This is a genomic window from Brevundimonas sp. (assembly GCF_041648055.1).
GTDB lineage: Bacteria > Pseudomonadota > Alphaproteobacteria > Caulobacterales > Caulobacteraceae > Brevundimonas.
On record NZ_JBAZPS010000001.1, the window covers coordinates 275,025 to 300,381 of the forward strand.

The following is a 25,357-nucleotide window of genomic DNA, read 5'->3' on the forward strand; positions in this document are numbered from 1 at the left end:
CCGTGGCCGGGGACCGACTGTGGGGCTTGGGCGGCAGGAAGAAGACCGGAGCCGAACCGCAGTATGAGCCATCGGACGGTTCGACTGCCGATGCCGCTGCAACTCTTCCGAGGCGCGACCCAGGCGACACCACAGATGGCGCAGTCACGCTGGAGACTCTGCACCGGCTGTTGTCCCACCAGCAGCGCCAGATCGAGACCCTGTCCGCCGAGGTCGCCCAGTTGCGCCGGCGCATGGATGGAGCCCTCGCGCGCCCGCTGACCCACGACGATCAACCGCTCGAGCCCTTCCCCGATCAGACCGAGGCGCGGGGTCCCGGCGATCTGGCGGAAGATTTCTTCGAAAAGGCTCCGGCTCGACCAGCACGCAAACCCACGGCCCCGGTTACGGCTGCTTCACCCCCCTCACCCCGCCCATCGACCAGCCGCGCCTCCACCCTGTTCGCACCTGCGGCCACGGCCTCGACTGCCGACGCCGAGCTGATCGCCCAGCGCAGCCGTACGCCGGAGTTCAAGGCGTTGCTGGTCGCCTATCAGGGGCTTCTGGACGGCGCTGGCGGCATGGCCGAGTTCCAGCGCGCCTATGGCCCCGACTTCGTGACCACCGGCCCCGGCGAGGCACTGCGACCCACGGTTGGTGATGAGGAAGGCCCCTTCTGGTTCATCCCGCTGGACGACCGGCCGTCGCTGGGTTTGCTGCTGCCGTCGGACGGGCCGATCCAGCAATGGGGCGAACTGTATCAGTTCGGTGGCGGCACCCGCGCCCAGTCCGTCTTTGGCCGCGCCTTCGAGGTCGAGCCGGGCAATGTGCTACAGGTCATGGAGCCCGCCTGGATCCGCTTCGACGCCGACACCATCACGCTGGAAAAACGCGGGAGGTTGCGGGGGGCCTAGTCCGGCTCTCCGTCCCGAAACCGCCACTTCATTCCAAGCACCGCCGCCGCCATGACCAGGGCGCAGGCGTTGGCCACGATGATCGGCCAGGCCGTGGTCATCACCCCATAGACGGTCCACAGCACGAAACACGTCACGGTCAGGGAATAGGTTTTCAGCGACACATTCGAAGCGTCGCGCTCCTTCCAGATTTTGATCATCTGGGGTGCGAAACTGGTGATCGAACACAGGGCCGCAGCCGTGCCTACGATATTGGCGACGAGGTCGCTCATGCCTTGGTCCTGGAGCCGGTCTTGCCGACAGGAGACGCTTTGGCGGGTTGCTCGGCCTCGATGTCACTGGCCCGCTTCGCCGGCTTGCCCTTGATCGCCCGCGCTGGCTTGCCTTGATGCACAGCGATGCCGCGCGCTTCCACCTCAGCCAGGATGGCGTCCAGTTCCCGCTCGGTCAGGTGCTCGATACCGATGAAGCGGGCATCCGCCTGTTTCACCGCGAAGATCAGCTCGTCCAGCTTGGCCTGCATCGCCGCGCCATCGCGGTTCTGGGTATTCTGGATCAGGAACACCATCAGGAAGGTGACGATGGTCGTGCCGGTGTTGATCACCAGCTGCCAGGTCTCGCTGAATTTGAAGATCGGCCCGCTGATCGCCCAGATCAGCACGACGGCCAGACAGGCGATGAAGGTCCACGGCTTGCCCGCCACCTTGGCGGTCAGGGTCGCAAACCGGACGAACAGCTTTTCCATTACGGCCTAACCGCTTCGCTTGGGCGCGGTTCCGGTCAGTATGCACAAGCGCCAATCTATCCAGAGAGTACCGGACTTATCCAACCTGTCGCGGCAGGATTATCTAGACTTGTCTAAGCCCTTTATTCTGGCTGCGAGACCATTCCCGGTACCCGCCGCGCCTGGGTCTTCTGCTCGAAAGCATGGCCCAGCGACAAGATGCGGGCATCCTCCCACTTGCCGCCGATGAAGCTGATCCCCACCGGCATGCCGCGGTCGAAGCCCATGGGCACGGTCAGGTGCGGATAACCGGCGACGGCGGCCAGGCGGCTGGCCGAGCCCTGCATGTCGTCCTCGTCTTCCGGGTCGTTGGTCCACGCACGCGAGGTGGTCGGCGCGATCAGGGCGACGACGCGGTGGTCCGCCATCATCCGGTCGATGCCGTCCGGCCCGGCCGCCTGCAATGACTTCGCCCGCGCTTCGACATAGGCCGGATCGGTCAGGCCACCGGTCGCCTCGGCCCGCTCGAACAGGTCCTGACCGAACAGCACGGTCTCGCGCGGCTCGGCGGCATTGAAGGCGATGACGTCGGCCAGGGTGCGCGTCGGCACCTGCTGCGGATCGGTCGAGGCCAGATACAGGTTCAGGTCGTGCTTGAGCTCCGTCAGCAGCACGGTCAGCTCCCAGCCTCCGATCTGACGGAACTGGGCCGGGGCCTCAGTGATCTCGACGATCTCTGCGCCCGCCTCGCGCATGGCCTGCAACGACCGCTCGAACGCGGCACGGGTCTCTTCTGAATAGGACGGCAGCAGGAAGGACATGACCCCGATCCGCGCCCCGCTCAGCGACCCGGCGTCCAGGGCGGCGCGGTAGTCGACCTTGCGCGCATCGGCCTCGGCCGTGGCGGGGTCCAGGGGATCGGAACCGGCGAGGACGGTCATGATCCGTGCCGCGTCCTCGACCGTCTTGGTCATCGGACCCGCCGTGTCCTGGGAATGCGAAATCGGCACGATGTGCGTCCGGCTGACCAGCCCCACGGTCGGCTTGAAGCCCACTATGCCGTTGACCGAGGCCGGGCAGGTGATGGAGCCGTCCGTTTCGGTCCCGATCGCCGCCGGTGCCAATCCTATCGCCACCGCCACCGCACTGCCCGCCGACGAGCCGCAGGGCGTACGGGACGGGTCATAGGGGTTCAGGGTCTGGCCACCCGTGGCGCTCCAGCCGCTGATGCTCTGGGATGAGCGAATGTTGGCCCATTCGGACAGGTTGGCCTTGCCCAGCACTATGACTCCGGCTTCACGCAGCCGCGTCACCAAAGGCGCATCCCGGCCAGGGGCGTTCCTAGCCAGCGCCAGAGAGCCGGCAGTGGTGGGCATGTCGGCGGTCTCAACATTGTCCTTGAGAAGGATCCCGTAGCCCCTCAGGTCGCCTTGCAAGGGTCCGGCACCCATCGTTGCCGGATCGGCCCAGCGCAGCACGCTGCGTGTCTGCAGGTCGTCCTGGGCCGCGTTCATGATCCAAGCCCTGTTAAGCGCCAGGGGATCGGGCACGGACACGCTCGCCGTGTCCTGAGCCATTGCGCCGCCAGCTGCCATCATGACCGCCACTGTCGCCGCCGCGACTATTCCAACAGTTTTCATTCCAGCCCCCTCAAATTCACTTGCGGATTCCGACCCCGTTGCGGACCTATTCCGATGCTGACCGCGACCCGATCGTGCGGTCGAAGAAATCCAGATAGGTCCGCCATTGCTGCAACTGGCGTTCATTGCCGCGAATGCCGTGGCGCTGGCCGGGGTAGAGCATCATTTCGAACGGCACGCTCTTGGCCTGCAGCGCGTCGATCACGCGGGTGGCGTTTTCGAAGATGACATTGTCGTCCGCCATGCCGTGCAGCAGCAGCAGCCGGCCCGTCGACTGGTCCAGCTGATCGACGACGTCCGACGCCGCATAGCCTTCTGCATTGGCTTCCGGCGTCGACATGAATCGCTCGGTATAGTGGGTGTCGTACAGGCTCCAGTCGGTGACCGGGGCGCCGGAAATCGCCGACGTCAGCCCCATTTCTGGCTCTGTCAGCATGTGCAGGGTCATGAAGCCGCCGTAGCTCCAGCCCATGGCCGAGATCCGGTCAGCATCCACGAACGGCAGCGATCTCAAATAGTTGGCACCCAGAACCTGATCCTCGATCTCGGGCTGGCCCATCTTCAGATACAGCGCCTGTTTGAACGCCGTGGAGCGGTCGCCCTCGCCTCGGTTGTCCAGGCGGAAGACGATATAGCCCGCCTCGGTCAGCAGCTGGTTGGTCGCCGACTGCCAGCCGCGACGGACGCCGCCGCCTGACGGCCCGCCATAGACCTGCATAACGACCGGATAGGTCTTCGTCGGATCGAAGCCCGGCGGTGTGGTCATCTGCCAGACCAGGGTCTCGCCGTGGCTTTCCAGTTCGCCGAAGGTGACCTGACCGCGGCGGGAAACATAGGGGAAATAGGGGTGGCTCTCGTCCAGCCGGTTCTCCTCGATCCAGCGCACGAAGGTGCCGTCGGCGCGGTACAGCCCCGACTGCGCCGGCGTGTTCAGGTCGGTGTAGTTGCCGACATAGGCCGTGCCGGTCCGGTTCATGGACGCGCCCCACCAGCCGCCCTCTGGCGTTACGGCGACCGGGGTCACCGTCCGGCGCAGCGAGGCGCGGAACATCTGCTGCTCGATCGGCAGTTCGCGCCCGTCACGCATCGAGGCGGTGAAGAACACTTCACCCGTCGTCTGATTGACGCCGTTCAACCCCTTGATTGGATAGGCCCCGCGCGTGATCGCCCGCAGGCGACGGCCGTCGCGGTTGTACAGATACAGATGCCGCCAGCCGGTCTCTTCTGACGACCAGATGAAGGTGCCGTCCTCCAGCGCGCGGAAGTCGTTGGTCAGGGGCACCCAGGCGTCGGAGCGCTGGGTCACGATCACACGCGACGCCCCCGTGGCCGGATCGACGCTGAGCAGGTCCAGCCGCTTCTGGTCGCGCGACTGGCGCTGGACGTAGAGGGTCTGGCCATCCGCCGACCAGTTGACGCGCGCCAGATAGATGTCCGTGTTCTCGCCCAGATCGACCTTGGTCCGCTGGCCGCTCTGACGGTCCTGCACATACAGTTCGACCACGGCATTGGGGCGGCCCGCGCGGGGATAGCGTTGCTCGATCACGCTGGCCCCGCCGCCGGTGATGTCCAGCCGGGGCACGATGTCGACGGCGGATTCGTCGGTCCGCTGCAGGGCGATGTAGCGTTCGTCAGGGCTCCACCAGTAGCCGGTGTCGCGGTCCATCTCCTCCTGGGCGATGAATTCGGCGGTGGCCCAAGTGATCAGGCCGTCGCCGTCGGTGGTGACGGGGGCCTCCGTGCCCGCCGCCAGGTCATAGACGACCAGATCCTGATCCCGGACCCAGGAGACGAAATTGCCCTTGGGCGAGACCTTGGCGTCGATCTCGTCCGCCTCGGTTTCGGTCAGGCGACGGACGGCACCGCCGGCGCGCTCGGCCAGGAAGACGTCGCCTTCCAAGGGAGCGAGGATGTAGCGCCCCTGTTCGTCCCAGGAATATTCGACCACGCCGCGCTGGCTGATGCGCATCCGCTCGCGCCGGGCCTTCTCGGCTTCGGACAGTTCGCCGGCGTCCGGCACCAGAGCCCGCGCATCGATCAGCTTGAACGGCTCGCCCTCGCCCGTCGGGGCGGCCCACAGGTCCAGCACATCCACATCGTCCTCACGCGAGCGGAGGAAGGCGACCAGTTCGCCGTCGGGCGACAGGGACACGCCCCGCGCCACCGGCCCGGACAATGAGGGATTGGCGAACACCCGCTCGGGCGTAAGAACGGCCGGATCGGCGTTGTGGGCCAGGGCGGCAGTGAAGGGGGCCTGGGCGGCCAGAAAAAGAGCGGAGGCGAGAAGATGTTTGCGCATGGGCCGGGACGCTAAAGAGGGATTCTGCCCCCGTCACCCCCTGTGCGGCATCAATCGGCCATTCCCACGGATGATCTGCGCAGGCATCCTGTCGCCATGACCGAATCCGATGGCCGCTGCGGCTGGTGCGGCACCGACCCGCTGTATGTCGCCTACCATGACACCGAATGGGGCGTGCCGGAGTATGACGCCCGCGCCCTGTGGGAAAAGCTGGTGCTGGACGGGTTTCAGGCGGGCCTGGCCTGGATCACCATCCTGCGCAAACGCGAAGGCATCCGCGACGCCTTCGACGGTTTTGATCCGCAGATCGTGGCCCGCTACGACGAAGCCGACATCCAGCGCCTCCTGGGCGACCCGCGCATCATCCGCTCGCGCGCCAAGATCAACAGCGCGATCAAGGGGGCGCAGATCTGGCTGAAGATGCGTGACGAGGGCGAGGATTTTTCCGCCTGGCTGTGGTCCTTCGTCGACGGCCAGCCCATCCAGAATGCCTGGCCCGATTATCGCGACGGCCCCACCCAGACGCCGCAATCCGTCGCCATGACCAAGGCGTTGAAGGCACGGGGCTTCACCTTCTGCGGCCCGGTGATCGTCTATGCCTTCATGCAGGCTGTGGGCATGGTCAACGATCACCAGACCAGCTGCTTTCGCCTCGCCCAGGTTCGTGCGATGGCGCGGCCATGACTGCGGTTCGCAACATCCCTTCCCTGTCGCTGGAGACCGACCTGTCGCGCGCGGTCGGAGGTCTGGTCTGCGGCGTGGACGAGGCGGGTCGCGGTCCCTGGGCCGGGCCCGTGTCTGCGGCCGCCGTCATCCTGAACCCCGACGACCTGCCCCCCGGCATCGACGATTCCAAGGCCCTGACCGAAAAGCGACGGTTCGAGATGGAGCCGGTCATCAAGGCCCGCGCCTTGGCCTGGGGTGTCGGCCTCGCCTCGGTGGAGGAGATCGCGGAACTGAACATCCTGCATGCCACCGGCCTGGCCATGTGCCGGGCAATCGAGGCGATGTCGGTACAGCCCGTGGCGGCCTTGGTGGACGGCAACTACAGGTTCAAACTGCCTTGCGATGTGCAGACGGTGATCAAGGGAGACAGCCTGTCACTGTCGATCGCGGCCGCCTCCATACTGGCCAAGACGGCGCGCGATCGGCTGATGATCGATCTTGATACGCAATATCCCGGCTACGGCTTTGCCGGGCACAAGGGCTACAACGCCCCCATGCATTCCGAAGCTTTGCGAACCCTAGGCCCCTGCCCGGCGCATCGCCGCAGTTGGGCTCCGATCCGCGCCTTGCTGGAGGCCTAGAGCGACAGGCCGCTGCCGGCCAGAGCCCCGGCCAGCGCCGCAATCATGCCGCCCAGGGCGACGACGGCCCAGGTCTGGGCGCGGTCGTAGAGATCGGCCTGCGGATGGACTGCCGCCTTTGCGACTGGACGGCGACCAAAAGTTTGAGCCTCCCGATGGCGCATGGCGTCGAAAGCATCGGCGGGCTGGATAGAGGGGGTTAAGCGCGGCTGTTCCATGTCGGTTTAACGACAATGTGGAACGCTGGTTCCCGACATAGCGCCTCAGGCCGCGTCGGCCAGCTTCAGAGGCCGACCGCCGACCACGAACAGATACTCCACATTCCTCAGCCGTCCCACCGTCCCGACTTTCTCGCCCTTGGGATTATGGATGCCGATGCGGGCCCCGACATAGCGGGGGTGCTGGATCTCGATGACCTGCACCTCGCCCCGCGCCGACAGCATCTCGACCAGCTGATCGCGCGACAGATAGCCCTCGTCGTTGAACGACACGACCAGGTTGGGGGTCTTCACCCCGTCGATCACGGCCTTCAGCGCAGGCCCGATGCCGGGGCGGCTGTTGAAGGCGCTCTTGCGGGTGCGCACGTCGATCCGCTTGTTGGCGATGCCGTAGGTTTCAGGCTTGTCCCACAGCACCAGGCTTTCCCAGCAGTGGTAGTTGCCGAGATAGGAATGCTGGTTGTACGGCGGGTCCAGATAGACCAGATCGGCCTCGACCTCGGTGGCCAGTTCAACCGCATCCCGGTGGGTCGCCCGGCACGGCCCCGCCGCCACGCCCGGAAGAACATCGGGCATCCGCAGTTCCAGCGGTTTCAACGCCCGCGCGGCCCAGGCCTTCATATAGGCCATCTGCACCCCGGCGGTGGAATCGACCCGGTCCGCAGCCTCCATCAAACTGACCAGGGCGATCGCTTCCAGTTCGGGCTCCAGGGCCATGGACGAGATCCGGTCGCGCATGGCATCGATCCGCGCACCGTTCTCGGGCGTGAAATAGCGGGCATCCTCGCAGAAGGCGCGGGTGAACCATCCCGCCCGGGGCGTCACCGTCCGCAACTCGGCCAGCACCGTCTCGGCCTTCGTCTCCCACCGCTCGCGATCCGCCTGCACATAGGCGGTGGCCAAGACATGGGCATAGGCGTTGACGTCATTGGACCAGACGCGGAAGCCCTGCTTTTTCAGCACATGGCCGACCCGCGCCGTGCCGGAGAACAGATCGCACACCAGCCCCCCGTCGGGCAGCCGACCACTGACCGCCGTGGTGATCTGGGTCAGCAACGCCCGCTTGGAACCGATGTATTTGATCATGCCGATCCTCGTAGGATCAGGCGCGCGACTTGCCGCCCTTCGCCGGAGCATGGGCCAGTCGCAGCAGATTCGCAGCCCCCGGCGCACCGAAGGGCGTCCCGGCCAGGATCAGCACCCTCTGACCTGCTTTCGCCAACCCATAGGTCATGGCGCTCTTGACCGCATCCTCGGTGACGTCTTCCAGACTGGTCGGCTCCTTGCCGAGCCGCGTCTCCAGCCCCCAGACCAGGGCGAGACGGCGAGCCGTGTCCGGATTGGGCGTCAGGGCCAGCACCGGCAGCAACGGCCGCTCGCGAGCCATCCGCCGGGCCGTCCCGCCCAGGGTCGTGAACACCACGATACAGGCCGTCGATTGAGCCTGAGCCGCCTTGCCCGCCGCCGCGACCAGGGCGTCGGCGTCGATATCGTCCATGCCGGCGTGCTCGGCATCCATCAGGCTGGGCCACAGGGGATCACTTTCGACCCGCTCGATGATCCGGCTCATCACCGCCACCGATTCCAAGGGGTACTGGCCCGACGCGGTTTCGGCCGACAGCATCAGGGCATCGGCCCCCTCATAGGCGGCATTGGCGACATCCGAAGCCTCTGCGCGCGTCGGTGCTGGGGCCCCCGTCATGCTCTCCAGCATCTGGGTCGCCACGATCACGGGCACGCCACGCTGGCGGGCGGCGCGGATGATGCGTTTCTGGGCCACCGGCACTTCTTCCGGCTCCAGCTCGACGCCCAGGTCGCCGCGCGCGACCATAACGCCGTCGCAATAGTCCAGAATGCTGTCCAGCTGGGCCAGGGCCTGGGGCTTTTCGATCTTGGCCAGGCAGGCGGCGCGGCCTTTCACCAGCTGTTTCAGCTCTGCCATGTCCTCGGCCTTCTGGACGAAGCTGAGCGCCACCCAGTCGACCCCGATGCGCAGGGCAAAGGCCAGGTCCTCGCGGTCCTTGGGCGTCAGGGCCGAGACTGGCACAACCGCCTCGGGCACGGCCACACCCTTGCGATCCGACAGTTTGGAGCCGCTTTCGACCGTCACATCGGCCCATTCATCCGTGCGCTCGCCCACACGCAAACGCACCCGCCCGTCGTCGAGCAACAGCAGCATGCCGGTCCGCAGGGCCTTAAAGATTTCCGGATGCGGCATCTCCACCCGCGTGGCATCGCCGGGCGTCGGGTCTAGGTCGAACCGCATCTTGTGCCCCGGCTTGACGTCGATCTCGACCTCGGCAAATCGACCGAGCCGCAGCTTGGGTCCTTGCAGGTCCGCCAGCACGCCCAGAGGCCGCTTCAGCGCCATTTCCGCGCCCCGCACGGCCTTCAGCGCCGCCGCATGATCCTCATGCGTGCCGTGGCTGAAGTTCAGGCGAAACACGTCCACCCCGGCCTGGGCCAGGGCCTTGACCGTACCGGGCGCGCGGCTGGCCGGTCCCAGGGTGGCGACGATGCGGGCGCGGCGAGCTCTGATCATCGAATATCCATGCGGGCGAAAGGGATGATGCCCTCTTGTGCCCATGAAACGCGCTGCGGTTAAGGCGCGATCGCCGCGCGAAACACGAAGTTATGCGCTATGGACAGGCCAAACGGCCTTTCGGGGCCTCACACGGAGCGCCGATCATGGCCGGACTGAAGGACAAGCGCGGCTTCATCGACAAGGACCGGCTGGACCTGTCCGAGCGTCAGGCCGTCGAATACTGGATGAAGCGCTGGGGCGTGACGCGCGACCAGATCACCGCTGCCCACCGCAAGGCCGGCCGGATGGTCAAGGACATCGCCGCCGAACTGGGCAAGAAACGCTGAAAAAATCAGCCGATGGTGCGAGCGGCGGGGGTCGAACCCGCAAGACCGAAGCCGACAGATTTTAAGTCTGTTGCGTCTACCAATTTCGCCACGCTCGCAGGCGCGGACTGTCTAGCAGCGCCGGACGGCTTCGGCCATGCGGCTCGGGATCAATAGCCGCTACTGGTAGCTGCCGTGCCCATCAGCGCGCCCATGCCGACGACCCACAGGATGCAGATGATCAGGGCGATGGCCGAGGTCACGATTCCGCCGATGGCCAGACCCTTGCCCGCCGGCTTGTTGACCGCGATGACGCCCATGATCAGCCCGGCTGGTGCCAGGATCCAGGAGATGAATCCGATGAACGGTATCAGCGACAGCACCAGGGCAATGATGCCGGTGATCAGGGAACCGACGGCCAGGCCAGTGCTGGGCGGCGGGCCACCTTCATTGCGGGTGTCCTGATACCGGACGGGATCATAGTCGCTCATGGTGCCCCCATTTGATTCGAGCGGTTGAACCGAGGTTTTCAGCCTGACCTATCCGAACGGGGTTTGACGAGTCCCTAATTCGACGGCGCAGGCGCGGCCGCGGCTGCCCGGAAATCCACATCGGAGTTGGCCAGCAACCACAGGAAGGCGGCCCAGGCGGCGACGTTCTGGGTCATGGCCTCCGGATCGATCCGGTCCAGCACATCGTCGGCGGTGTGGTGGGTGTCGAAATAGTCCGTACCGTCCTGGTTCAGGCGGAAGGCGGGCACACCGAGCGCCACGGTCGGGCCTGTGTCCGGTCCGCCGCCCGTCGCCGGAGCGGGATCGAACAGAACGCCCAGCGGCGTCAGCACGCCTTGCGCCGCGCGCCGGAAATCGGTGTCGGCTGCGCCTGCGGGCAGGGCCAGGCTGTAGATCGGGCCGGCACCGAAGTCGCTTTCGGAAATGGCGACATGGTTCGCCATCTGATCGCGTCGGGTCTCGGCATAGTGACGGGCCCCGGCCAGGCCCTGGGCGGGCGGCGGCTGGCTGACCTCTTCGGATCCCCACCAGACGACGCGGATGGTGCGGCGCGGTTTGCGCGGCATATCCTCGATCAGCTTCAGGGCGGCGGCCGTGATGGCCACGCCTGCGCCGTCGTCGATGGCCCCGGTCCCCAGATCCCAGCTGTCCAGATGGCCGCCGACGACGATGACTTCGTCAGCATCCGGGCCCGAGCCGCGCACTTCGCCCACCACGTTCTGGCTGACACTGTCAGCGGTGAAACCGGCGTTGGAGAACAGGCGCATGCGCAGCGGTTCGTCGGACAGCCGCCCGATCCGGCGCAGCTGGTCTGCGTCCGGCGGGCTCATGGCGAATGCGGGGATGGTCCCCTCGCCTACCCGCGTAGCACCCGTGTGGGCAAAGCGATGGTCGTGCGTCCCCAGAGAGCGCAACACATAGCCGATAGCCCCGCGTTTTGCCGCCTCGGTCGGGCCCGCACCGCGAATGGGCGAGGTCGCGCCATAGCCGCGCCCATCCTGGGCCTGGACGGTGTCCTGCAGCACGATCGCGATCTTGCCGGTCAGCGCGCCCTCGGGCTGGTCCAACAGCTGCTGATAGGTCTCGAAGATGGCCGCTTCGCCCTCGATGCCTTCCGCCGGGGTGGCGATGGACCCGCCCAGCGAGACGATATTCAGAGGCTGGGCGAAGGGCCCGACGATCTCCACCCTCGCCTCGCCCCGTGTCCACAGGGCCAGGGGAAACTGCTCGATGGAGACGTTGTCGAAGCCCATTTCGCGGAACTTGTCCGCCCCCCAGCGTGCTGAGGCTTGTTCCGAGGCCGAGCCCGCCAGGCGCGGGCCAAACCGCGTCGTCAGTTCGGACACCAGATCGTAGGCGACATTGCTGTCCAGCGCCCGGTCACGCAGTTGCTCGGCCTCGCGGATGGTGCGCGCGTCCTGCGCCAGGGCTGGGGCGACGGACAGACCAAAAGCAAGCGCACTGGCGCAGAGTAGGCGAGCGGACAGGCGCATGACGGCTCCGGGAGACTCAAAAAGGCAGAGCGAACCGTAACGAGCGCCTCGCTTCGCGGGAAGCGCCTATCGTGACCTAGGCCTCTTCGCCCTTGACCCAGGCCTCGACCGAGCCCTGCAGCTTCACCGTCAGCGCCTTGCCGCGGCGATCGACGCGGTTGCCCACAGCCAGGCGGACCCAGCCTTCGGAGATGCAGTATTCCTCGACATTGGTCTTTTCCTCGCCCTTGAACCGGACGCCGATGCCCTTGGCCAGCAGATCGGCGTCGTGGAACGGGCTGTCGGGATCGACGGACAGGCGGTCGGGAAGGTCGGTCATGGGATTACGCTCGGGCAAGACATCAGGCTGCGGGCTTTAGCGGACGCATCCCCCATCGCCAAGGCCGGTTGAAACCTCGGCATCGCTGCCTAGTTAAACAGCTCCCCCCGCCGGAGCTGCCCTCATGACCGACCAAGCCACGATCACCGTCGATGGGAACACCATCCCCCTGCTCGGCTTCGGCACCTGGCAGCTGGAGCCGGCTGACGCGCGGCGCATGGTGGCCGAGGCCCTGAGGATCGGATACCGCCACATCGACACGGCCTGGATCTACAAGAACGAGGCGGCCGTCGGCGACGGCATCCGCGACGCGATCGCGGCGGGGCATGTCGCCCGCGAGGACATCTGGCTGACCACGAAGATCTGGGTCGAGCATTTCGACCACGCCGGTCTGCTGAAGCAGGCCGAGGAATCCGCCACCAGCCTGGGTTTCACCCCCGACCTGCTGCTGCTGCATTGGCCAAAGACGACGCCGCCGTTTGCCGAGACGATCGGGGCGCTGAACGAAGCCAAGGACAAGGGCTTCACCCGCAACATCGGCCTGTCCAACTTCCCCTCGGCCCAGTTCCGCGAAGCGCAGGCGCTATCGAAGGCACGCCTGATCACCAACCAGGTCGAATACCATCCCTACCTCAAGCTGACGCAACTGCTGGAAACGGCCCGGGAGCTGGGGTCGTCCATCACGGCTTGGTCCCCGCTGGCCCAGGGCAATGTGGCCGACGACCCGACGCTGAAGGAAATCGGCGACCATCACGGCAAGTCCGCCGCCCAGGTCACCCTGCGCTGGCTGATCCAGCAGGACGTCATCGCCATCCCGCGCACGACCAAGGTGCATAGGGCGCAAGAGAGTTTCGACATCTTCGACTTCGCCCTGACCGACGAGGACATGGACCGCATCCATGCCCTGGCCCGGCCCGACGGGCGCCTGGGCGACTGGCTGGACAAGGCCTTTGAATGGGACCACGAATGGTGATCAGGCCCGCGCAGACAGGCCGATAGGCCAAGGCAACGTCATCGCTCCACCACCTTGAATGGAGCGGCTCAAGGGAGTGGCGCATGGGTTCTGTGCATGGATTTCCAGTCGTCGATCCCGCAGACGCGGCGGTCGGTGCCCGATTGAAGCACTGGCGGGAGCGACGGGGGCTGAGCGTGGAAGACCTGGCACGGCTGATGGACATGACGCCCGAGGAGCAGCGCCGCATCGAGGCGGGCCGGGCTCATCTGAACAGCCTACGGATCGGCACGGCGATCAGCGCCCTTCGCCTGCCGCTCTGGGCGCTGACGTCGGACACGCGGGCCTACTGACCATGCCGTGGAGACGCTCTCAGGTCTGGCGAGGTTTCAAGGCTGGATGGCGCGATGGCCGGGGCGACCCGGCCGCCGTCAAGGCCGGAGCGGCACTGGGCTTCATCGCAGGGCTCGAGTTCTGCCTGGGACTAGTCCTGTCATGAAGACCCTATGGCGCGGCGTGTTCGCCCTGGTCGGCCTGTTCGCGCTCGTTGTTCAGTACGCATTAATGATCGGCGCAGACCCGGGCCGTATCGCTGCCCTCACCCTGAATTTCTTCAGCTTCTTCACCATCCTGACCAATGTTCTGGTGATGCTGGCGATGCTGCTGCCGGTAGTCGCGAGCCGCACCGGGGCTGGACGGGCGATGGCGTCACCCGGCGTGAGGGCGGCAGTGACCATGTATGCCGTAGTCGTCGGGCTGGTGTATCACTTCCTGCTGCATGCCACCTGGGCTCCGCAGGGCTGGCTGTATGTGGTCAACATACTGCTGCACTACGTCATGCCCAGCGCCATGCTGATCGACTGGCTGGCCTTCGTGCCGCGCGGACAGCTGACCTGGCGTGATCCGGCGCGGTGGTTGCTGTTTCCCCTGGCCTATGGCGGCTGGACCCTGGTTCACGGTTTTGCCTCCGACTGGTGGCCCTACTGGTTCGTAGACGTCAGTGAACTGGGCCTGGCCCGGACTGCCGCCTATTTCGGCGGACTGCTGATCTTCTTCCTGATGGTTGGCCTTGTGGTCGTGGCGATCGACCGCAGCCTACCGTCAGGTGACAGGACGCCCGTGTCCGCCTAATCCACCAGCATGGCCTATAAATCCCTGCGCGACTTCATGGCGATGCTCGAAGCCGAGGGCGAACTGGTTCGCGTCTCCGAGCCCGTCTCCACCCACCTCGAGATGACCGAGATCCAGACCCGGCTGCTGCGCAACGGCGGGCCGGCGGTGCTGTTCGAAAAGCCGGTCATGCCCGACGGCTCGATCAGTCCGATTCCTTGCTTGGCCAATCTGTTCGGCACGGTGAAGCGCGTGGCCATGGGCGTGACCATGGAGAAGAAGGTTCGCACCACCGCGGCCGAACTGCGAGAGGTCGGCGAACTGCTGGCCTTCCTGCGCAACCCGACCCCGCCGCGCGGCCTGTCGGACGCCATGGAAATGCTGCCGCTGGCCCAGACCGTCATGTCGATGCGGCCAAAGGTGGCGAAGAAGGCTCCGGTGCAGGAGGTGGTGCTGAAGGGCGATCAGATCGACCTGACCGCCCTGCCCGTCCAGGGCTGCTGGCCCGGCGAGCCCGCCCCGCTGATCACCTGGGGTCTGGTGGTCACCAAAGGACCCAGCGATGACCGCGAGGACGACTTCAACCTGGGCATCTATCGCATGCAGGTGCTGGGCAAGGACAAGGCGATCATGCGCTGGCTGGCCCATCGTGGCGGGGCCCAGCATTATGCCCGGCACAAGAAGGCCGGAAAGCGCGAACCCCTACCCTGCGCCGTCGTTCTGGGGGCCGATCCGGGCACCATACTGGCGGCGGTGACCCCGGTCCCGGACACCTTGTCGGAATATCAGTTCGCGGGCCTGCTGCGTGGACAGAAGGCCGAGCTGGTGCCCTGCAAGACCGTGCCGCTGATGGTACCTGCCAACGCCGAGATCGTGCTGGAAGGCCATGTCCTGCTGGACGAGCATGCGCCCGAGGGCCCGTACGGCGACCACACCGGCTATTACAACTCGGTCGAGACCTTCCCGGTCTTCCAGGTGACGGCCATCACCATGCGGCGCGACCCCATCTATCTGACCACCTTCACCGGTCGCCCGCCGGACGAGCCTTCTGTCCTCGGCGAGGCGCTGAACGAGGTGTTCATTCCCCTGCTGCGCGCGCAGTTCCCCGAGATCACCGACTTCTGGCTGCCGCCCGAGGGGTGCTCCTACCGCATCGCCGTGGTGTCGATGAAGAAGGCCTATCCCGGCCATGCCAAGCGGGTCATGCTGGGCGTCTGGAGCTATCTGCGCCAGTTCATGTACACCAAATGGGTCATCGTCGTGGACGACGACATCGACGCCCGCGACTGGAAGCAGGTCATGTGGGCCATCTCCACCAAGATGGACCCGGCGCGCGACATCACCCTGATCGAGAACACCCCGATCGACTATCTGGACTTCGCCAGTCCTGAGAGCGGTCTGGGGTCCAAGATCGGACTGGATGCCACTGACAAGTGGGAGCCGGAAACCAAGCGCGAGTGGGGTGAGGAGATCCGAATGGACAACGACGTCGTGGCCCGTGTGACAGAAATGTGGGGCCGTCTTGGCCTCCCCGGCGACCAATCACCGATATGGAAATGACACAGTTGCGAAATTGTGTCCGAAACCCGCTTCACATGTGACGGAAATGTAATCTAGGGTCCGGCAACGCCGTCATTCAGTTTAGGGTTACGAGATGAAATTGCTGCTTGTTGCCACGCTTGCACTGGCCACCGCCATGCCCGTCGTTACCACCGCCACAATAGCCGATGCCCAGGTAATGGTGGGTCGCGGAGCGAGTTCACGCGATCGCCCAAATCTTACGGAGCGTCGCGAAGCTTCGTTGATGGAGGCCGAGGATCGTGTTGCTGAACTCGACAGCAAGATTGCCGAACTCAAGGCCGTCGAAGAGCAAACGGGAACCCTGACAGACTCCCAGCGGCGTCAACTCGCCCAGCACGAAGGCCGAAGGGCCGCAGCCCAACGCGATGTAGATCGCCTGCTGACACTTTTGAACCGCTGATCCAGTTCCGTCTCGGCCCCTGGCCGCTCGCTCTATGCAGAGTAAAGGGCCTGGGGGCCAGATGAGCGCATTCGAGTTCTTTTTCAGCTTCTACGGCCTTCTGCTGGGCCTGTCGGTCGCCGAGCTGGTCGGGGGTCTCGCGCGCATCCTGCATGAGCGGCATCGCGTCCGCTTCGGTTGGCTGACGCCGCTTCTGGCCGTGTTCGTCGCCATCGACCTGGCAACCTTCTGGAACCAGGCCTGGGTGTTCTTTCGCGGAGCCCCCTTCAACCCGGTGCTGCTGCTGGTTGGCCTGGTCGTCGCCGCAACCTTCTACATCGCGGCCAGTGTGACCTTTCCCCGAGTCAGCGCGGAGGGGGTAAAGACGCGCATTGATCTGGACGAACATTTCTGGGCTCACAGGCAACTGGTATTCGGCTGCGTCCTGGCTGCCAACGCCATCGTCTGGATTTTGCTGGGGTTTCTGGCCTTGGCTGATCCGAGTTGGGCCGCCGTCTGGTCCATCAGACTGATCATAGGCGTGGGCATTTTTGCAGTATCCACCGGCGTCGCCGCCTTTGCCCCACAGCGAAAGGTGGTCATTGCGGCCCTTATTGTGGTCCTGGCCTATACGATGTGGAACATGACGCGAGCAGCACACATGCTGTTTGCTTCAGGCGGGTGGTCACCAGCCTTTGGTGGCTAAGTACGGCCCAGGGCAGCCACATCCTCGCTGACGAACGGGTATCCAGCGCTTGCCATCACAGCCCAATCGGAACAGGACTTCCGCCATGCGCCCTGCCATTCTTGTTGCCGCGCTTGCGGCCCTTGTAGCGAGTCCCGCCATGTCCCAGTCGCCCTCGGTTCCCAATGCCGCGCCATGGGATCAGCCGTTCCTGCCGCCAGCTCCTGATTGGAACGGAGCCAGCCGAAGCCTGCTGCGCGATACCTCCGACCCGTGGGTCACGGCCTTCGAGGCCGATGCCGGCCACGACTTCAGCCCGAACTATGCCGACACCCGCGCCTGGTTCGACCGGCTGGATGCGGCGTCCGACCTGATCCGCATCGAACAGTTCGGCACCTCGCCGGAAGGCCGACCGATCTATGCCGTCATCGCATCGAAGGACGGCGACACGCTGGATCCGTCCAAGCCCGTGCTTCTGGCCCAGGCCGGTATCCATCCGGGCGAGATCGACGGCAAGGACGCGGGCATGATGCTGCTGCGCGACATCGCCTTCTATGGCCGCGACGACCTGCTGGACCGGGTCAATCTGATCCTGATTCCTATCCTGTCGGTCGATGGGCATGAGCGAGCCTCCGCCTATTCCCGTCCGAACCAGCGCGGCCCCCGCATCCAGGGCTGGCGCAACACGGCCACCAACCAGAACCTGAACCGTGACTATCTGAAGCTGGACCAGCCCGAAATGCGGGCCGTGCGTGGTCTGATCCTGAAGTACAAGCCCGACCTCTACGTCGATATCCACGTCACCGACGGCCTGGATTACCAGTACGACGTGACCTACGGCTACAACGGCGAGAACGGCAGCTATAGCCGCTCGCCTGCCATCGCGACCTGGCTGGATCAGGCGTTCAAGCCGGCGATGAACGCGGCTCTGAAAGCACAAGGGCATATCCCCGGCGAGCTTGTCTTTGGTCAGGACGATGCCAATCCCCGCGCCGGGCTGAACGATGGCGGCCTGGGCGAACGGTTTTCCAACGGATGGGGCTCGGCCGCGCGGGTGCCGACCATCCTGATCGAGAACCACAGCCTGAAGCCGCACGAACAGCGCGTGCTGGGCACCTATGTCTTCCTCGAACAGGCCATGCGGACACTGGCCGACCGGGGCAACGACCTGCGCACCGCCATCGCCGCGGACAGCGCGCTGCGCCCTGCCGAAATTCCGGCCAACTTCGTTCAGGACGAAGCGCCGTCCTCGACGCGCCCGTTCAAGGGCATCCTGTACGACACCTATGACAGCCCCGCCTCGGGCCGCAGGGAAATCCGCTGGTCGGGCCAGCCCGATCCGGAGCTGTGGCAGATGCCCTTCTATGGCTCCCACCCCAGCCTGACCCTGCGCCGCCCCGCCGCCTATTGGGTGCCGTCATACCGCACCGACATTATCGAGCGTCTGGCGATGCACGGTATCCAGATGGAAACGGTGACAGAACCGCGAGCCGTCGATGTCGAGATGCTGCGCCTGAACGACCCACGCCTGGCCACCCGCGCCAATGAGGGTCACGTCGCCGTCGCCATTTCCGGGGTCACGCCCGAACGCAGAAACTGGTCCTTCCCGACAGGCTCCGTCCGCGTGCCGACCGACCAGCCGCTGGGCGACATCGTCGTGCTGTTGCTGGAGCCGCAGTCCAGCGAGAGCTTCTTCGCCTGGGGCTTCTTCCCCGAGGTGCTGAGCCGCGTGGAATACATCGAGGGCTATGCCATAGCTCCCCTGGCCGAGCGGATGCTGGCGGCAGACCCCGCGCTGAAGGCCGAGTTCGAGGCCAAGCTGGCCGCCGAGCCCGCCTTTGCCGCCGACGGCGACGCGCGTTTGCAGTGGTTCTATGAGCGCACGCCGTTCTATGATGACCACTACCGCCTGTATCCTGTGGGTCGCGAGGGCTGAGCCATGTCGTTCCTGACGCAGATGTCACCGGCCCAGGCCGCCGCCCTGTGGAGCGGTTTGCTGATCCTGCTGATGGTGGCGCTGTCGGTGCGGGTCGTACTGGCGCGGCGCTCTAACCGGGTTCTGCTGGGGGACGGCGGCAATGCCCAGGTCATTCTGGCCGGACGGGTGTTCGGCAATGCGTCGGAATACATACCGATCGGGATCGCGGCCTTGGCCGTCCTGACCCTGCTGGGCCTGCCCGCCTATGCGCTGCATATGGTCGGCGGGCTACTGTTCGCCGGTCGGGTGATCCATGCGCTTAGCCTGTCGGATCAGAAGCCGACGCCGGGTCGGGTCATCGGCATGGCTCTGACCTTCGTGGCCCTGATCCTGGCCGGGGCCATGCTGGTGGTGCACGCCTTCGTGGGCTGATACGCGCCCGCGCCGTTGCGATCAGCCGCCCCGTCCGCCATATCGGGCCATGCCCTCCCCACAGACTGCCGCCTCCCCCGACATTCTTCATGATCTCGTCGCCAGTGCCCTTCGCGCCGGGGCCGATGCCGCCGAGGCGGTCTCCTCCGAAAGCGCAGCCCTGTCCGTCGGCGTCCGCAACGGCGCACTGGAGGACGTCGAGCGCGAGGAGAGCCGCGACCTGGGTCTGCGGGTCTTCATTGGACGGCGTCAGGCGACGGTGTCCTCTTCCGACCTGTCCGAGCCGACCCGCGCCCGCCTGATCGAGCGCGCCGTGGCCATGGCCCGGCTGGCCCCCGAAGATCCCTATGCCGGTCTGGCTCCGAAGGATCGCCTCGCCAAGGGCCCCTTCCCCGATCTGGACCTGTTCGACCCCACCGAGCGCAGTGCCGCCGAGCTTGAGGCTGTCTCTGCCGAGGCCGAGGCTGCTGCCCTGGCCATCCCCGGTGTTGCCCGGTCCGAGGGCGGCCACGCCTCGCATTCCACCAGCCGCTGGCGTCTCGTCACCTCCGACGGTTTCGACGGGGCCTATCACGGCTCCTCCTTTTCGCTCGGCGTCGGTGTCATCGCCGAAAAGGACGGCGGGATGGAGCGTGGCAGCGAGGGGCGCAGCGCCCGCCACCTGTCCGACCTGCCGGATGCTGGCTGGATCGGCGAACGCGCCGGTCAGCGTGCCGTGGCCCGCGTCGGCCCGCGCAAGATCGCCTCGACCACCGCACCCGTCATCTTCGACAACCGCATGGCGACGCAGGTGATCTCGCCCATGCTGGGAGCCATCTCCGGGCCGTCCATCGCGCGCGGCACCTCCTTTCTGAAGGACCGGCTGAACCAGCGCATCCTGCCGGTCGGGGTGGACCTGATCGACGATCCCTTCCGACCGCGCGGCCATGGTTCCACTCCCTTCGACGACGAGGGTGTGGCGGTCGAGCGTCGCGCAATCGTCGAGGACGGCATCCTGACCACCTGGCTGCTGAACAGCGCCTCGGCCGCCCAGCTGGGCCTGGCCTCGACGGGTCATGCCTCGCGCGGATCCGCGGGGCCTCCGGGTGTCTCCACCCACAATCTGCACCTGGAGCCGGGTCAGCGCGATCAGGATGGGTTGATGAGCGACGCGGGCACGGGCCTGCTGATCACCTCCATGTTCGGTCCGTCGCTGAACGGCAATACCGGCGACTGGTCTGCCGGGGTGTCCGGCTTCTGGTTCGAGGGTGGCCAGATCGCCTATCCGGTCAGCGAGATCACCGTCGCCGGCAATCTGATCGACCTTTGGAGCCGGATGCAGCGCGGCTCGGACCTGGAGTTCCGCTCCAGCTTCAACAGCCCGTCATTGCTGTTCGACGCCGTGGCCATCGCGGGCAAATGAGCGATTACGCCACCGACCTGGCCCTGATCCGCGACGCGGCTCTGGCGGCGGGCGAACTGGCCCTCGCTGAGCGCGAAGCCGGGCTGAAGACCTGGTCCAAGCCCGGTGGGTCGCCCGTCACCTCTGCCGACATGGCCGTGGATCGTGTGCTGAAGGATGTCCTGCTGTCGGCCCGCCCCGACTATGGCTGGCTGTCGGAGGAGAGCGAGGACAGTGCCGAGCGTCTGGCCCGCCGCCGCATTTTCGTGGTCGACCCCATCGACGGCACGGTCGCATACATGAAGGGCAAGCCGTGGTGGTGCATCCCCATCGCCGTGGTCGAGGATGGCCGGCCCGTCGCCGCCGTCATCCATGCCCCCGCCCTGAACGAGACCTTCTGTGCCACCCTGGGCGGCGGGGCGACGCTGAACGGACAGCCGATCACAGCCTCGGACACCGACGATCTGGACGATGCCTCCGTTCTGGCCGACGCACGGCTGATGGAGGGTCCGCACTGGGACGAGCCCTGGCCGCCCATGCGCTATGAGAAGCGCAACGCCATCGCCTATCGCATGGCGCTGGTCGCGGCTGGGGCCTTCGATGCCGCCATCGCCCTGACGCCCAAATGGGACTGGGACATTTGCGCCGGGGCCCTGATCGCGCAGGAAGCCGGGGCCGTCGTCAGCGACCACCACGGCGAGCCCTGGCGCTTCAACCAGGCTGATCCGCGTCAGAACAGCCTGATCTGCAGCGCCCCGGCCCTTCACCCGTTGATCGTGCGACGTACAGCGCCTATTCCCCTCGCGCCCCGCTAGATTGTCAGCCTGCCCAAGGACGCCGCCATGACCACGCCCGGAACCGAAACCCCGCAACTGCTGCATCTCGTCATCGGCGGCGAGCTGCGTCACCTGGATGCGCCCGTGTTCCGTGACCTGACCAAGGTCGAGTTTGTCGGAGCGTACGGCAGCTATGACGAGGCCAAGAAGGCGTGGAAGGCCCGCGCCCAGGCCACGGTCGACAACGCCCTGATGCGCTACTTCATCCTGCACGCCCACCGCATGATCGACCCACGCGGCGACGCGCACTAGGCTAATCCGCGTCGGGGGGCGTAGGATGGACCTTGGTCCACCCAAAGCGAAAGCTCGTCCATGAATATCTTCGGTCGCACCTTCGAGACCCAGGAAATCGTCGCCCTCGTCGGCCTGCTCATGGTGCTTGTGCTGTGGGTCATGCGCTGGAAAGGCGACCGCGAGTGGGCCCACTGGTTTCGCAACTGGGAAGCCGAGCGCAAGGCCCGCCGCGACGCAGAAATCCGCGCCGAGAACGGCGAGTCCGATCCGACGCAGCCCGGCTCCGGTCCCGGGCCAAAATCCGGCCCCTGGGGCTGAACCCTACTCGCGCCGCAGCAGCTTGTCGGTCAGGATCGTCCCCCACCATCCGGCCTTGAACTCGGCCCGGATCGCCTTCGGGTCATAGGCGTCGCTATCGACCCAGTCCATGAAACTGACGCCCGTCGGCTCGACCTCGCGCAGATATTTCTCGAGCGTATAGTCCAGCACACCGGTCAGCCCCTCGCGGTGGTGCAGATATTTCTTCGACAGCTGTTCGATCGCGACGCTGATCGGCTCGCCGAGATGAAAATGGCGATAGAAGACCGCCATCATCCCCGCCCGGTCCGCGCCGGACTTGCAATGGATGAGCACTGGATATTCGATCGTCCGGAACAGCTCACGCGCCCGATGCACCCGATCCCTTTGCGGCGGATCGCGCGAATCCAGCGGCGCATCGATCAGGGTCAGCCCCAGGCGCGCGCAGGCGTCCTTCTCCAGCGCATAATAGGCCTCATCCCGCGCGCCGCGCAGGTTGATGATCGTCCTGATGCCCTGCGACTTCCAGTATGCCAGTTGCCTGGGCGACGGCTGGTTGGTCCGCACCAGATCCGGCCCCAGCCAGTGGGCGTTCATGAACCACCGCCTCAGAAAGGCATGATCCTTCCAGACATAGTCCCACCGCGCCTTGAACCGGCCGCCGGGCGTGGAAAGATCGTAGCGTGTCATACTGTGCAGATAGAGGCTCAACCGGCTCGCGTCATCCCGGCGAATGCTTGACTTCCCCGTCCAGCCGTCCGACCTCGGAGCGATGACCACGTCTGCCCCCGCCGCTCAAGAGAAGGAACGCCTGCGCCCGCTGCTGGCGCGCATCTGGCGCGACTATCTCTCACATCACCGGTCCGCGCTGATCCTGTCGATCGTCTGCGCGGCCGTGGTCGGGATCATGGCCGCAACCGTTCTGCAACTGCTGCAACCGGCCATCGACGGCCTGTTCCTGGGCAAGCCGGTCAGGGTCTGGAACGTCTTCACCATCGCGCCCGAACAGGCCTTGGTCGCTATCCCGTCGCTGATCGTCGGTCTGGCCCTGATCTGGACCGTCGCGGCTCTGGGTCAGGCGTTTCTGGTCAACCGGCTGGGCCACGGCATCGTCGGCGATATTCAGGTCAAGCTGTTCGGGGCCATGATCCGGGCCGACCTGGCCCGGCTGCGCAGCCAGCATTCCGGCGGCTTCGTCTCCAGCGTGCTGTTCGACGCCAATCTGGTGCGCGAGGCCTTCACCAACGGCGTGGTCAACTACACCCAGCACAGCCTGACCCTGATTGCGGTCATCGCCTACATGGCCTGGACGGACTGGCGGCTGACGCTGATCGTGCTGCTGGGTGCGCCCCTGATCAGTCTGGTGATCCGCCGCTTCGGCAAGCGGACGCGCAAGGCCACCACCGGAGCCATGCTGGAGACCGAAAACCTCTCCACGGCCCTGATGGAAAACCTGGACGGCGTCCGCCTGATCAAGATCGAGAACCGCGAAGCCGCCGAGGAGGGCCGCGTCGGCGAGGTCGTCTCCCGTCGCCAGCGCCATGTGATCAAGTCCGCCGACGCCCGCGCCTTTGCCGGTCCGTTCTCCAACCTCGTCGCCATGATCATCGTCGCCGCCGTCATGGCCTATGCGGGCTGGCGAGCCCAGTCCGGCGAGATGACGGTCGGGGCCTTCGCCGCCTTCATCGGCCTGCTGATGGCGGCGGGGCAGTCGCTGCGTCAGGTAACCAACCTTCAGACCGTCATGGCCGAAGGGCTGACGGCCGCGCGCCGTCTGTTTGGGGCGCTGGATATCCAGCCCGAAATCCGCGAGGCCGCCGACGCCGCGCCTCTGGAGCCCGGTCCTGCCACCATCGCCCTGAACAACGTCTCCTTCGCCTATGCCCCGGCGACGCAAGGCGGTGCACCTACCCTGTCCGATGTTTCCCTGACCGTCGCGCCGGGCGAAACCGTGGCTCTGGTCGGCCCCTCGGGCGGAGGCAAGTCGACCATCCTGTCCCTGCTGCCGCGATTCTATGACGTCACGACGGGGTCTGTGACCGTCAACGACCGCGATATTCGCGAGCTGAAACTACAGGACCTTCGCAGCCAGATCGCCTTGGTGACGCAGGAGCCCTTCCTGTTCGACGACACCCTGGCTGCCAACATCGCCTACGGACGCCCCGGCGCGACGGCAGAGGATATCGTCGCCGCCGCCCAGGCCGCGGCTGCCCATGACTTCATCACCGCCCTACCTGAGGGCTATGCCACCCGCGCAGGTGAGGCCGGCCTGCGACTGTCGGGCGGTCAGCGCCAGCGCGTCGCCATCGCCCGGGCCTTCCTGAAGGATGCTCCCATCGTCCTGCTGGACGAGGCGACCAGTGCGCTAGACACCGAGAGCGAGGCTTTGGTGCAAGCGGCGCTGGACCGGCTGATGCAGGGCCGCGCCACCCTGATGATCGCCCACCGCCTGTCCACCGTCCGCAATGCCGACCGCATCTATGTAATCGACGCCGGCCGGGTCATCGAGACCGGCACCCACGACAGCCTCGTCCGCCAGGGTGGTCTCTATGCCCGCCTGGCCCGGCAGCAGTCGCTGGACGGCGACGTCGCCACGGTCGACACCGTCGCATGAGGCCCCTGCGCAATCCGATCATTCAGGCCGTCCTCGCCTGGCTGCTGGCCCAGTGGATGCGGTTCTGCTTCGCCACCATGCGCTGGACGCATCAGAACGAGGGCGTGGCCGAGGCGGTCTGGGCGCAAGGCGGCGGCGTCCTGTGCGCCTTCTGGCATTCACGCATCGGCCTGTCGCCTGCGTGCTGGCCGCTGGACCGGGCGCAACCGGCCAAGGCCCTGATCTCGCTCAGCCCCGACGGCCAGTTCATCGCCAAGGCCGTGGCCCTGCAAGGCATTCCCGCCGTGCGCGGCTCCTCGGCCAACAAGGACAAGGCGGATCGCGCCAAGGGCGGCACCCAGGCGCTTCGTGACGGCTTGAAACAGCTGAAGATCGGGGCCCTGGCCATCACGCCCGACGGCCCGCGTGGCCCGGCGAGGCAGATGGCCGAGGGCCTGCCGCTTATGGCCAGGCTGTCCAAGGCCCCCGTCCTGTTCATCGGCATGTCGTGCAAGCCGGCCATCCGCCTGAAAAGCTGGGACAAGGCGGTTCTGCCCCTGCCCTTCGGCAAGGGGGCCATCGTCTGGGACGTCGCAGACTATCCTGACGGGTCGGAGCTGGCCGACGTCGCCTTCGCCTGGACCGAGCGGCTGAACGCCGTAGAGGCCGAAGCCGACGCCATCACCGGTCTGGAACGGGTCTGA

At 66.1% G+C, this 25,357-nt stretch carries 29 protein-coding genes and 1 tRNA gene; 18 read left to right on the forward strand and 12 right to left on the reverse strand.

Annotation, left to right across the window (positions count from 1 at the left end; translation table 11 throughout):
- Nucleotides 1–2: 2 nt before the first annotated feature.
- Complete coding sequence (locus WC585_RS01205; protein ID WP_373255705.1) at nucleotides 3–893, forward strand: hypothetical protein; 891 nt, start codon at nucleotides 3–5, stop codon at nucleotides 891–893.
- Here the strand turns inward: WC585_RS01205 and WC585_RS01210 are convergent.
- From WC585_RS01210 to WC585_RS01225, 4 genes are all read right to left on the reverse strand, one after another.
- Nucleotides 890–1,165, reverse strand: coding sequence for a SemiSWEET family sugar transporter (locus WC585_RS01210; protein ID WP_373255706.1), 276 nt, complete (start codon nucleotides 1,163–1,165; stop codon nucleotides 890–892). The two genes, WC585_RS01205 and WC585_RS01210, sit on opposite strands and share 4 nt — an antisense overlap.
- Nucleotides 1,162–1,638 carry a low affinity iron permease family protein gene (locus WC585_RS01215; protein WP_373255707.1) on the reverse strand — a complete coding sequence of 159 codons (477 nt, stop codon included), beginning with the start codon at nucleotides 1,636–1,638 and terminating at the stop codon, nucleotides 1,162–1,164. The genes WC585_RS01210 and WC585_RS01215 overlap by 4 nt, the downstream gene beginning before the upstream one ends.
- Before the next feature lie 122 nt (nucleotides 1,639–1,760).
- Complete coding sequence (locus tag WC585_RS01220) at nucleotides 1,761–3,257, reverse strand: amidase (RefSeq protein ID WP_373255708.1); 1,497 nt, start codon at nucleotides 3,255–3,257, stop codon at nucleotides 1,761–1,763.
- Nucleotides 3,258–3,303: 46 nt separating this feature from the next.
- Nucleotides 3,304–5,556 (reverse strand): S9 family peptidase, encoded by a 2,253-nt coding sequence (locus tag WC585_RS01225; protein WP_373255709.1) that lies wholly within the window; start codon nucleotides 5,554–5,556, stop codon nucleotides 3,304–3,306.
- Nucleotides 5,557–5,652: 96 nt separating this feature from the next.
- Here WC585_RS01225 and WC585_RS01230 point away from each other — a divergent pair, with 96 nt between their 5' ends.
- Nucleotides 5,653–6,240 carry a DNA-3-methyladenine glycosylase I gene (locus WC585_RS01230; RefSeq protein ID WP_373255710.1) on the forward strand — a complete coding sequence of 196 codons (588 nt, stop codon included), beginning with the start codon at nucleotides 5,653–5,655 and terminating at the stop codon, nucleotides 6,238–6,240.
- Entirely contained in the window at nucleotides 6,237–6,863 is a 627-nt protein-coding gene (locus tag WC585_RS01235; protein ID WP_373255711.1) for a ribonuclease HII, read from the forward strand. The genes WC585_RS01230 and WC585_RS01235 overlap by 4 nt, the downstream gene beginning before the upstream one ends.
- Here WC585_RS01235 and WC585_RS01240 read toward each other — a convergent pair.
- Genes WC585_RS01240 through pyk form a run of 3 tightly spaced genes read right to left on the reverse strand, consistent with a single transcriptional unit; the run spans nucleotide 6,860 to nucleotide 9,623 of the window.
- On the reverse strand, nucleotides 6,860–7,081 hold the full coding sequence (locus WC585_RS01240; protein ID WP_373255712.1) for a hypothetical protein: 222 nt from the start codon (nucleotides 7,079–7,081) through the stop codon (nucleotides 6,860–6,862). The two genes, WC585_RS01235 and WC585_RS01240, sit on opposite strands and share 4 nt — an antisense overlap.
- Nucleotides 7,082–7,126: 45 nt before the next feature.
- Nucleotides 7,127–8,167 (reverse strand): DNA adenine methylase, encoded by a 1,041-nt coding sequence (locus tag WC585_RS01245; RefSeq protein WP_373255713.1) that lies wholly within the window; start codon nucleotides 8,165–8,167, stop codon nucleotides 7,127–7,129.
- 16 nt (nucleotides 8,168–8,183) lie between these two features.
- Nucleotides 8,184–9,623, reverse strand: coding sequence for a pyruvate kinase (gene pyk / locus WC585_RS01250; RefSeq protein WP_373255714.1), 1,440 nt, complete (start codon nucleotides 9,621–9,623; stop codon nucleotides 8,184–8,186).
- 146 nt (nucleotides 9,624–9,769) lie between these two features.
- On the opposite strand from pyk, the gene WC585_RS01255 reads away from it, so the two are divergent.
- A complete protein-coding gene (locus WC585_RS01255; RefSeq protein ID WP_013269402.1) occupies nucleotides 9,770–9,952 on the forward strand; it encodes a DUF3606 domain-containing protein in 183 nt (60 codons plus the stop codon).
- A 13-nt stretch (nucleotides 9,953–9,965) separates the two neighbouring features.
- Here WC585_RS01255 and WC585_RS01260 read toward each other — a convergent pair.
- The 4 genes from WC585_RS01260 to WC585_RS01275 form a co-directional block, all read right to left on the reverse strand.
- Nucleotides 9,966–10,050 (reverse strand) — tRNA-Leu (locus WC585_RS01260).
- Between the two features lie 51 nt (nucleotides 10,051–10,101).
- Complete coding sequence (locus WC585_RS01265) at nucleotides 10,102–10,422, reverse strand: hypothetical protein (RefSeq protein WP_373255715.1); 321 nt, start codon at nucleotides 10,420–10,422, stop codon at nucleotides 10,102–10,104.
- A 74-nt stretch (nucleotides 10,423–10,496) separates the two neighbouring features.
- Nucleotides 10,497–11,936, reverse strand: a complete 1,440-nt coding sequence (locus WC585_RS01270; RefSeq protein ID WP_373255716.1) for a M20/M25/M40 family metallo-hydrolase — start codon at nucleotides 11,934–11,936, stop codon at nucleotides 10,497–10,499.
- Nucleotides 11,937–12,012: 76 nt separating this feature from the next.
- The gene (locus WC585_RS01275) at nucleotides 12,013–12,255 is read right to left on the reverse strand and encodes a DUF3297 family protein (protein WP_373255717.1); all 243 of its coding nucleotides are present in this window, start codon (nucleotides 12,253–12,255) and stop codon (nucleotides 12,013–12,015) included.
- 124 nt (nucleotides 12,256–12,379) lie between these two features.
- On the opposite strand from WC585_RS01275, the gene WC585_RS01280 reads away from it, so the two are divergent.
- The 12 genes from WC585_RS01280 (at nucleotide 12,380) to WC585_RS01335 (ending at nucleotide 22,081) form a co-directional block, all read left to right on the forward strand.
- The gene (locus WC585_RS01280; RefSeq protein ID WP_373255718.1) at nucleotides 12,380–13,228 is read left to right on the forward strand and encodes an aldo/keto reductase; all 849 of its coding nucleotides are present in this window, start codon (nucleotides 12,380–12,382) and stop codon (nucleotides 13,226–13,228) included.
- An 83-nt stretch (nucleotides 13,229–13,311) separates the two neighbouring features.
- A complete protein-coding gene (locus WC585_RS01285) occupies nucleotides 13,312–13,560 on the forward strand; it encodes a helix-turn-helix domain-containing protein (protein WP_373255719.1) in 249 nt (82 codons plus the stop codon).
- Between the two features lie 142 nt (nucleotides 13,561–13,702).
- Nucleotides 13,703–14,338: a Pr6Pr family membrane protein gene (locus WC585_RS01290; protein WP_373255720.1), complete on the forward strand. Its 636-nt coding sequence runs from the start codon at nucleotides 13,703–13,705 to the stop codon at nucleotides 14,336–14,338.
- 9 nt (nucleotides 14,339–14,347) lie between these two features.
- Nucleotides 14,348–15,877, forward strand: coding sequence for a UbiD family decarboxylase (locus WC585_RS01295; RefSeq protein ID WP_373255721.1), 1,530 nt, complete (start codon nucleotides 14,348–14,350; stop codon nucleotides 15,875–15,877).
- A gap of 94 nt (nucleotides 15,878–15,971) precedes the next feature.
- The gene (locus tag WC585_RS01300; protein WP_373255722.1) at nucleotides 15,972–16,298 is read left to right on the forward strand and encodes a hypothetical protein; all 327 of its coding nucleotides are present in this window, start codon (nucleotides 15,972–15,974) and stop codon (nucleotides 16,296–16,298) included.
- A gap of 61 nt (nucleotides 16,299–16,359) precedes the next feature.
- Nucleotides 16,360–16,983, forward strand: coding sequence for a hypothetical protein (locus WC585_RS01305; protein ID WP_373255723.1), 624 nt, complete (start codon nucleotides 16,360–16,362; stop codon nucleotides 16,981–16,983).
- Nucleotides 16,984–17,068: 85 nt separating this feature from the next.
- Nucleotides 17,069–18,898: a M14 family metallopeptidase gene (locus WC585_RS01310; protein WP_373255724.1), complete on the forward strand. Its 1,830-nt coding sequence runs from the start codon at nucleotides 17,069–17,071 to the stop codon at nucleotides 18,896–18,898.
- Nucleotides 18,899–18,901: 3 nt separating this feature from the next.
- Nucleotides 18,902–19,312 carry an MAPEG family protein gene (locus WC585_RS01315; protein ID WP_373255725.1) on the forward strand — a complete coding sequence of 137 codons (411 nt, stop codon included), beginning with the start codon at nucleotides 18,902–18,904 and terminating at the stop codon, nucleotides 19,310–19,312.
- 49 nt (nucleotides 19,313–19,361) lie between these two features.
- A complete protein-coding gene (locus WC585_RS01320) occupies nucleotides 19,362–20,714 on the forward strand; it encodes a TldD/PmbA family protein (protein ID WP_373255726.1) in 1,353 nt (450 codons plus the stop codon).
- On the forward strand, nucleotides 20,711–21,508 hold the full coding sequence (locus WC585_RS01325) for a 3'(2'),5'-bisphosphate nucleotidase CysQ (RefSeq protein ID WP_373255727.1): 798 nt from the start codon (nucleotides 20,711–20,713) through the stop codon (nucleotides 21,506–21,508). The genes WC585_RS01320 and WC585_RS01325 overlap by 4 nt, the downstream gene beginning before the upstream one ends.
- Before the next feature lie 27 nt (nucleotides 21,509–21,535).
- The gene (locus tag WC585_RS01330) at nucleotides 21,536–21,781 is read left to right on the forward strand and encodes a DUF4170 domain-containing protein (protein WP_373255728.1); all 246 of its coding nucleotides are present in this window, start codon (nucleotides 21,536–21,538) and stop codon (nucleotides 21,779–21,781) included.
- Between the two features lie 60 nt (nucleotides 21,782–21,841).
- Nucleotides 21,842–22,081: a hypothetical protein gene (locus tag WC585_RS01335; protein WP_373255729.1), complete on the forward strand. Its 240-nt coding sequence runs from the start codon at nucleotides 21,842–21,844 to the stop codon at nucleotides 22,079–22,081.
- A gap of 3 nt (nucleotides 22,082–22,084) precedes the next feature.
- Here the strand turns inward: WC585_RS01335 and WC585_RS01340 are convergent, their stop codons facing one another.
- Nucleotides 22,085–22,750: a protein tyrosine phosphatase gene (locus tag WC585_RS01340; RefSeq protein ID WP_373255730.1), complete on the reverse strand. Its 666-nt coding sequence runs from the start codon at nucleotides 22,748–22,750 to the stop codon at nucleotides 22,085–22,087.
- An 82-nt stretch (nucleotides 22,751–22,832) separates the two neighbouring features.
- Here WC585_RS01340 and WC585_RS01345 point away from each other — a divergent pair, with 82 nt between their 5' ends.
- Both WC585_RS01345 and WC585_RS01350 read left to right on the forward strand, forming a co-directional pair.
- Nucleotides 22,833–24,674 carry an ABC transporter ATP-binding protein gene (locus tag WC585_RS01345; protein ID WP_373255731.1) on the forward strand — a complete coding sequence of 614 codons (1,842 nt, stop codon included), beginning with the start codon at nucleotides 22,833–22,835 and terminating at the stop codon, nucleotides 24,672–24,674.
- Nucleotides 24,671–25,357, forward strand: a complete 687-nt coding sequence (locus tag WC585_RS01350; RefSeq protein WP_373255732.1) for a lysophospholipid acyltransferase family protein — start codon at nucleotides 24,671–24,673, stop codon at nucleotides 25,355–25,357. Before WC585_RS01345 ends, WC585_RS01350 begins: the two co-directional genes overlap by 4 nt.

Coding starts and splice junctions, on each gene's coding strand:
- WC585_RS01320 (WP_373255726.1), top strand. CDS start 19,362: ATGCCCTCCCCACAGACTGCCGCCTCCCCCGACATTCTTCATGATCTC.
- WC585_RS01300 (WP_373255722.1), top strand. CDS start 15,972: ATGAAATTGCTGCTTGTTGCCACGCTTGCACTGGCCACCGCCATGCCC.
- WC585_RS01335 (WP_373255729.1), top strand. CDS start 21,842: ATGAATATCTTCGGTCGCACCTTCGAGACCCAGGAAATCGTCGCCCTC.
- WC585_RS01350 (WP_373255732.1), top strand. CDS start 24,671: ATGAGGCCCCTGCGCAATCCGATCATTCAGGCCGTCCTCGCCTGGCTG.
- WC585_RS01210 (WP_373255706.1), bottom strand. CDS start 1,165: ATGAGCGACCTCGTCGCCAATATCGTAGGCACGGCTGCGGCCCTGTGT.
- WC585_RS01325 (WP_373255727.1), top strand. CDS start 20,711: ATGAGCGATTACGCCACCGACCTGGCCCTGATCCGCGACGCGGCTCTG.
- WC585_RS01245 (WP_373255713.1), bottom strand. CDS start 8,167: ATGATCAAATACATCGGTTCCAAGCGGGCGTTGCTGACCCAGATCACC.
- WC585_RS01255 (WP_013269402.1), top strand. CDS start 9,770: ATGGCCGGACTGAAGGACAAGCGCGGCTTCATCGACAAGGACCGGCTG.
- WC585_RS01285 (WP_373255719.1), top strand. CDS start 13,312: ATGGGTTCTGTGCATGGATTTCCAGTCGTCGATCCCGCAGACGCGGCG.
- WC585_RS01215 (WP_373255707.1), bottom strand. CDS start 1,638: ATGGAAAAGCTGTTCGTCCGGTTTGCGACCCTGACCGCCAAGGTGGCG.
- WC585_RS01345 (WP_373255731.1), top strand. CDS start 22,833: ATGACCACGTCTGCCCCCGCCGCTCAAGAGAAGGAACGCCTGCGCCCG.
- WC585_RS01275 (WP_373255717.1), bottom strand. CDS start 12,255: ATGACCGACCTTCCCGACCGCCTGTCCGTCGATCCCGACAGCCCGTTC.
- WC585_RS01230 (WP_373255710.1), top strand. CDS start 5,653: ATGACCGAATCCGATGGCCGCTGCGGCTGGTGCGGCACCGACCCGCTG.
- WC585_RS01270 (WP_373255716.1), bottom strand. CDS start 11,936: ATGCGCCTGTCCGCTCGCCTACTCTGCGCCAGTGCGCTTGCTTTTGGT.
- WC585_RS01295 (WP_373255721.1), top strand. CDS start 14,348: ATGGCCTATAAATCCCTGCGCGACTTCATGGCGATGCTCGAAGCCGAG.
- WC585_RS01225 (WP_373255709.1), bottom strand. CDS start 5,556: ATGCGCAAACATCTTCTCGCCTCCGCTCTTTTTCTGGCCGCCCAGGCC.
- WC585_RS01280 (WP_373255718.1), top strand. CDS start 12,380: ATGACCGACCAAGCCACGATCACCGTCGATGGGAACACCATCCCCCTG.
- WC585_RS01240 (WP_373255712.1), bottom strand. CDS start 7,081: ATGGAACAGCCGCGCTTAACCCCCTCTATCCAGCCCGCCGATGCTTTC.
- pyk (WP_373255714.1), bottom strand. CDS start 9,623: ATGATCAGAGCTCGCCGCGCCCGCATCGTCGCCACCCTGGGACCGGCC.
- WC585_RS01220 (WP_373255708.1), bottom strand. CDS start 3,257: ATGAAAACTGTTGGAATAGTCGCGGCGGCGACAGTGGCGGTCATGATG.
- WC585_RS01235 (WP_373255711.1), top strand. CDS start 6,237: ATGACTGCGGTTCGCAACATCCCTTCCCTGTCGCTGGAGACCGACCTG.
- WC585_RS01330 (WP_373255728.1), top strand. CDS start 21,536: ATGACCACGCCCGGAACCGAAACCCCGCAACTGCTGCATCTCGTCATC.
- WC585_RS01290 (WP_373255720.1), top strand. CDS start 13,703: ATGAAGACCCTATGGCGCGGCGTGTTCGCCCTGGTCGGCCTGTTCGCG.
- WC585_RS01305 (WP_373255723.1), top strand. CDS start 16,360: ATGAGCGCATTCGAGTTCTTTTTCAGCTTCTACGGCCTTCTGCTGGGC.
- WC585_RS01265 (WP_373255715.1), bottom strand. CDS start 10,422: ATGAGCGACTATGATCCCGTCCGGTATCAGGACACCCGCAATGAAGGT.
- WC585_RS01315 (WP_373255725.1), top strand. CDS start 18,902: ATGTCGTTCCTGACGCAGATGTCACCGGCCCAGGCCGCCGCCCTGTGG.
- WC585_RS01340 (WP_373255730.1), bottom strand. CDS start 22,750: ATGACACGCTACGATCTTTCCACGCCCGGCGGCCGGTTCAAGGCGCGG.
- WC585_RS01310 (WP_373255724.1), top strand. CDS start 17,069: ATGCGCCCTGCCATTCTTGTTGCCGCGCTTGCGGCCCTTGTAGCGAGT.